This window comes from Vibrio phycocola, assembly GCF_054404255.1.
This window is the reverse complement of sequence record NZ_JBTAMQ010000007.1, coordinates 320619-326618: the sequence shown is the minus strand read 5'-3', so window position 1 is coordinate 326618 and position 6000 is coordinate 320619. Positions and strand designations below refer to the sequence as shown.

At 38.4% G+C, this 6000-nt stretch carries 5 protein-coding genes; 3 read left to right on the top strand and 2 right to left on the bottom strand.

Annotated elements, in window-relative coordinates; genetic code table 11:
• The first annotated feature begins 222 nt into the window (after positions 1-222).
• Positions 223-906, top strand: a complete 684-nt coding sequence (locus ACXJY6_RS11770) for a GIY-YIG nuclease family protein (protein WP_458768451.1) — start codon at positions 223-225, stop codon at positions 904-906.
• Positions 907-1258: 352 nt separating this feature from the next.
• The gene (locus tag ACXJY6_RS11765) at positions 1259-1804 is read left to right on the top strand and encodes a hypothetical protein (RefSeq protein WP_458768450.1); all 546 of its coding nucleotides are present in this window, start codon (positions 1259-1261) and stop codon (positions 1802-1804) included.
• Between the two features lie 222 nt (positions 1805-2026).
• On the opposite strand, the gene ACXJY6_RS11760 is transcribed toward ACXJY6_RS11765, so the two are convergent.
• The gene (locus ACXJY6_RS11760; RefSeq protein ID WP_458768449.1) at positions 2027-2629 is read right to left on the bottom strand and encodes a hypothetical protein; all 603 of its coding nucleotides are present in this window, start codon (positions 2627-2629) and stop codon (positions 2027-2029) included.
• Between the two features lie 738 nt (positions 2630-3367).
• On the bottom strand, positions 3368-3856 hold the full coding sequence (locus ACXJY6_RS11755) for a mobile mystery protein A (protein ID WP_458768448.1): 489 nt from the start codon (positions 3854-3856) through the stop codon (positions 3368-3370).
• 565 nt (positions 3857-4421) lie between these two features.
• Here ACXJY6_RS11755 and ACXJY6_RS11750 point away from each other — a divergent pair.
• On the top strand, positions 4422-5756 hold the full coding sequence (locus ACXJY6_RS11750; protein ID WP_458768447.1) for a trypsin-like serine protease: 1335 nt from the start codon (positions 4422-4424) through the stop codon (positions 5754-5756).
• Positions 5757-6000: the final 244 nt, after the last annotated feature.

Sequence of the window (6000 nt, the reverse complement as noted above, 5' to 3'; positions counted from 1 at the left end):
TGAGCCGTATGCAGTGAAAGTTGCACGTACGGTTCTTAGAGGGGCGGCACTTGGTAACAAGTGTCGTCTACTCGACCATTTCCAGCTAGCGCACTTATCCTTATCCCTAATATGTTACCGATAGCCATTTGACATACCTTTCCTAATCAGGGTAATGTCCAGTGAAGTCTTACAATTTAGAACTTCAAGTTAACCCTTTTAAGAGGCATAGAAAGCTCGCAAATGAATGCCGCACCTAAAAATCAGAAAAAAATAACGACTATTTACTGTTTGGGATATGAAGACTTTAAGAGTAAGAAAGATTTTGAACTCGGCGAACAGAGCATTCATGCGTTTTATGTTGGTTATACAACGAACCCAACTGCTCGCTTTTCTAGCCACAAAAGCGATGTAAAAAAACAAGAGCCGAAGTATCCTTACCATCAAGCACTTAAAGAACTAAATCGCAACTGGGAACTGATTGAATTGGAAAGCTTCAATGAGAGTGAGCTAGATCGCTCTGATGCTGAAGAATACTGGATTTTAAAGTTGATGGCAGAGGGGAACCCCATTCTAAATATCCGAAGGGGGAGCTTTATCCGAGGAAATTCAGCTCAAGCCCAAAAAGTGTTATCTCAGATGGAGGCAAGCGATAGCGCTATTTACTCTCGCAAAAAGAAGAAAATAGACTACGAAGCGAAATCATATCAAGTACTTCGCAAGCGACTTTCTGCTGAGCTGCAAGGTGTTGGTGTTGCCGAAGATGAGGAGTCCTTTCAATGGCAAATCCGTGGGAATATTATCCAAGCTCCCCGCGGTCATAACAAGAAACAAGCCATCGAGTGGATTTTGAATGACCATCCATCGAGTCAAATGTACAAGCTAAAGAAAACCATTCAGGATCTTATAAAACCAAGCTCTACATGAAGGCTCCCAACGGAGTTAAATTTGGACAGGCTCTAACATCTCACAAGGTCTGCATCAGCAAGACTCGGCAGTTAACTCAGTAACTTTCCAATACTAAGAGTTATCCGTATTTTCCTAATTTAAGTTATTACTCTAAGAAGCTTATGTCCATCAATGATTTAACGTAATTGCTCTAAGCAGTTTCTGCCCTATTTCAAGAGAGGGGACATGTAGAGCACACCTTAGCTTCAGGTAGTCAATTTATATTTCTAATTACAACGATTGATAGTGAAATAGTGTCATACAGTTTCCAGCTACGCGACATCGCTAAGTTATTGTGATAGCTTTGTTTGGTAGGGGAGAAGGAGTTGCCATGAGTAGAATTATTACAATGTTTGAGGCTAACGCTAGTGTGGATATAGGTAGGTTAATAACAGATGCCATTCACCTCGAAGTTGAAAAAAATTTGATTAGCCCAGCCGGTGACTTCTCTAACAACGAAATCAAAATCGCGTTAACACAGCTAACTAAGTCTATAAATCGTAGAGTTGATTCCTTAAATAAGCTCTATACAATTATTGACGATTCGAAGCGCCCTGAGGAGCTCTTTGACACCAAGTTAATTGAAGAGCTAGTTGATGCTGCTGTAATGACTCGAGCCTTTAAAGATATCCTTAAAACTCAGTATCACAGGTTAGTTAGACGCGTAGGTCTCGAAAGTGAAGCCGTGCAGTCATGTAAAGTAGTTTATCGGGCTAGTGCTAATCTTTATGCCAGCGTAATGAACCTTATCTCCCTTCAGAAGCAACTCTCTATATCAAATAGCTCTAAATATAAACAAAAACTTGCATTGAGTCCCGATGTGGCTGAGATGCTAAAAAATGCGACAAATACGATAGTGGCTAAAGACTCATATTAGCGGTCAATAGTGAGCCGAGTAGAAAGCAGTTCACGTTAAGTATTGCCGGTTTTGCCATTTGGTAGCTCTAATCTGATTACAGAGCAAGTTTGTACCGATGAGAGGTTCACTTATTGGCTTATAAGAGCACCTATCTGTTAGTGATTTTTCTAACTGAAAAGAGTCTATTAAGTGGGTTGCGATTCAGTTTTCTTTCTCGAGTTAACTTATCTTTCCGTTGCTCTAGTCGAGTAGATTTACTATAGGAATTTTACGAGTATCTCGATTTAGCAAATCGTCTACAAAACATTGAAATAACTTTGAGTCACCGTGTCGCAATAAGTCTATGGGCTTTGCTGTGATAGTCCCGTCTGGAGTTTCATTATCAACGATATATTCCGCTAACTGATTTAAAGATAGTTCTTTATTTATAATATCCTGCACCTCGTTGTTAGAATACTCGTAATGAACTATAGTCACCGTCGTTGGGTTTGTTAACCAAAACACGACATCCCAACCTGTCATTTTCTCATACATCCTTGGCAAAGTAGCCAGCAATGTGCTGTAGATAAAGTTGTTACTATCTAGCTGAAATGTCGGATATAACGACGTCGTTTCTGTCTCAACATATAACACCTGACCTGAGCACTCAAGCTTCTGGAAGGAGTCATAACAATTAGCGTCATTATCAAAGAGACGATTCGCCATTTCGTTAGCTTCATAAAACTCGTACTCATTTAGAATTTTAGTCTTGAGTGCTAAGAATAGTCGCTCTTGTGCTTCTTCTTGAGAAGTGTCCGAGTCATTAACATCACCAGAGCTAGGTCGGTTTTTGGATGTTCTCATAGCTGCATTTTCCGTTTAAGGAGTTCGTTAATCACGTTCGATTGGAGCACGTATTGAAAATATTAAAAACTAAAGACTCTTTAGTTAATTCAAAGTGTTGGCGTCTCGGCCCCAAATGGTATGAAGATAATTAAGAGAGGTACTACATGTACTGTAATCTAAAAATTATTTTCAGACAAATTGATACGAAACTAAGATAGTGCAGGGTGAAAACTATAGATCTAACTTACATTTCTGATGTTATTCTTAATCGCAACTGGTATCAGGGGATTAATACCTTAAATCAAAATAGTTCTAGCCGAAGAGTCCCTAAATTTGCGGGATATTTTTTAAAACTTTTGGAAATTTTTAGGGAAATTTGAAGTGTAAGACTAAATTTACATAAAATAACTCATTGTTTTAAATAATAAAAAAATCAAATGAAAACCTATTCAAATATGTCGGATATTTTTTGGAACTGTTACGTATTTATTACAATAAAAGTGAGTAAAACAGAACGGAAATTTGCTTATAACTATTTGTTTTAAATTAAATAAATACTAAATCACCCTTAAGTTCGTGGGGCGTGGTTTTTTAACATAATCAAGTTTTTTTGTTGTAATTAATAATAATTACAACAATCAGATGAAAATCCATAACTTATTGTTTTAAAATAACTAATAACCAAAACTGATTACTTTTAAAAGTTATTCGGTTTTTATGACTCTAAATTATTTACATACCGAACGAAATTCAATCCTACTTATCATTCCAAAGAGAATGTAAACCACCTAATCTGATTTGCTCTTTCACCGAATCAAAGAGAAGCTTTTGAGCTTTTTCATCAAGAGATTGAGCTTCAAGAAACATGCTCTGAGAATTGGTATCTAAAATATTTTGTGTAATCGACTCCACTCTTTCTTCAATAGTGGCTTCGATTGTCTTACGAGGAACAAGAGCATAGTTTAGATCACAGTTCAACTTATCAGCCAACTCTTTAAGTTGGTTGAGAGTGATATCCCCTGATACCTCTCTTCGCTCTAGAACAGAAATGCGGTTGCGACTTAATCCTACCCTGCGGGCCAATTGTGCTCCAGACATACCCAAAGCAGTTCGAACGGTACGAATCCAACCTTCATTTGGAATACGAAATAGCTGACTTCCCACCGTTGAGTTTGCAATGGATTGGTATTGATTTTGTATGGTAGATTTAACTGAGCTTTGTAAATGCTTTCCCTTCAGGTGCATAAATTTAACCTCCAACATTAAGTATAAATCAAATAGTAATGTAATCTTATTCCAAGACACAAGTGGCATGATTGTATCTATATTTGATTACTGGCTATAGATATTTAACTACTATGAACGGTCATGAATATGAAATACCCCCCAAAAGGCCATGCTCTAAAACTTGAAATCATTTCATACATTGACCGCATCAGGTGTAGCCAGTAATGTTTAAAGGAGCCAACTCCGGAAAATCAGACTCTAATCGGGGCAAAAGCTAGTTAGACCAATCTACCTAAAGTGCTTCTGCCCCATTGCGAGATAAAGACAATACAACGAATTGAAAACCGACTTATTGCTTGACTCAATCTCCTCAAAGACCGTTAAAAAGAGTGCTGTAACCGAGAGTGTTTTTAATCTGGATTTACTCCCTAAACCTCTCATTTTACTGCAAACAATAACCCTCTAGAGTAAAAACTCCGCACTGTAGAAAAAAGTTAAAAATGTCTTCAAGTTTGTTCGATTAGATCAAATTGCTATGAAATATAGAGGCTAGAATGACAGATTTAAACCGGAGTACAAGTTAATGAATATTATAAAAAATGTAGCAGTCTCGGTCATTATTGTATGCTCTTTAGGGCAATACGCACACGCTGTCCAAAATGGTACGAGCCTTTCTTCTGACGACTATGAAGACTTTTATGTAAAGCTATCATCAGATGCAGGTAATTGTGGCGGTACGTTAGTAGGGGGCTACTACATCGTTACAGCCGACCATTGCGTTTCGAGCGATTCAACTGATATTACGGTTTATACTGGTATTGAGGCGACCGAATCATACACACGCAACGTTGACATCTATTCAAACAATGATTCATCAAGTGCATCCGATATGCTCACAATATCTCAAGACATTTGGGACACTGACGTAACAGCCACGTATTCAACACTCTATGCAAGTGGTGGGCTTGACTATAGATTTGATTCTTTTACAGCAGATAATGGAATGAACAAAGACTTGGTTGTGTTAGTGCTAGATACACCAATTGAACACCGGACAGGTCGCTTGATTAAACCTCTTTACGACGTCGATTCAAACACCTCCAATGTTCCAACGTATACCGACCTTGATTTCTGGGGTTGGGGGTATGATGAAAACGACGAACTACCAGACACATTACAGGAAATGACATTTCACAACACACGTACATGGATTACGCCTTACTCTGCTTTAGAATATGACGCAACGTATGAAACGTTTAATTATACCGCTTGTGTTGATGCAACAGATACTAGCTGTACTTGGAGCGGATCAGATGCTCATTGGCTTGCAGGGGTTGATGATGCAATGTCAGCCGAAGGGGATAGCGGTTCGCCAGTAATGTATGACGGTGCTATTTATGCGGTATTAAATGGTACATCAGATTCACACCTAGCTCAATTTCAACACTTCACACTATCAATGGACTTGTTCACATCAACGATTAACGCGCTTGTATACCCATACGGGGCAGGGGTTGAAGTTACAGAAGGTGATTCAGACGAGCACACAATTGAGGTTCCAATTCAAAACTTCACTACTAGCAGCCAAACTCTAGATCTTTCATTAACAGATGCAACAGGGTACTTCTCATCAGATTTTTCGGACTGCCCAAGTGTTCTTGATTCAGAAGAGGGTTGTACTGTACAGGTTACATTTAACTCATCTAACGAGGAAATCTATGATGACCAAGTAGAAGAACTTCAAGTAACTTCATCCGTGTCATTCGATGTAGGGGCTTACATTGCAACAGAGTCAAGCACAGACGAAGTTATTTACAATGACACAAACGACGATGATAGCAGCAGTAGTAGCGGTGGTAGCTCAAGTTGGTTCGTATTACTTGCGCTAGGTGCTATTAGATTCTTTAGACGCAAATAAGCTGACCATCATTACCGAAGAAAACACACCCAACTATAACTTGATAAAGAAGCTCAGGTGTTGGCCATACCAAAGGCTTTCAATTTGTACATACAATTTCTTGAATGTTGGAAAGATGCAGTTAGATGATGTGTCTAGAGTCTATGGCAATGGGTGCTTGCACGATTTTTCATTAGAAATTAATAACGATACTATATTACATTCATATGATTCCATTGGTTACCTATGACGCTTTGGATATACT